This is a genomic window from Tamlana crocina (assembly GCF_012037625.1).
Genome location: NZ_JAAVJS010000518.1, coordinates 1 through 355, shown reverse-complemented (window position 1 = coordinate 355; position 355 = coordinate 1). Strand labels below are relative to the sequence as shown.

General features: G+C 45.1%; 1 protein-coding gene. It reads left to right on the top strand.

The window, feature by feature from the left end:
- Positions 1–355, top strand: a 355-nt coding sequence (locus HC176_RS17855; protein WP_167920345.1) for a M14 family metallopeptidase, incomplete at both ends; no start/stop codon positions are given.

Below are 355 nucleotides of genomic sequence, written 5' to 3'. Positions count from 1 at the left end.
GGTTTTCGCGGAAATGCCCGAAATTATGATCTCAACCGTGACTTTATAAAAGCCGACACAAAAAACACCCGAGGATTTTATGAGATCTTTCACCACGTAAACCCAGATGTTTTTATCGACACCCATGTGAGCAACGGGGCCGATTATCAATACACGCTTACTCACCTGTTTACCCAGCATGACCAGATGGGAGGGGCATTGGGAAAATACATTAAAACCGATCTGCGCCCGGCCCTCGAAAAAGCATTAAGAAAAAAGAAATGGGAGATCACGCCCTATGTCAATGTATTTGGAGATGTTCCGGAAAAGGGATTTTCCCAATTCCTCGATACTCCCCGCTATTCAACCGGCTATA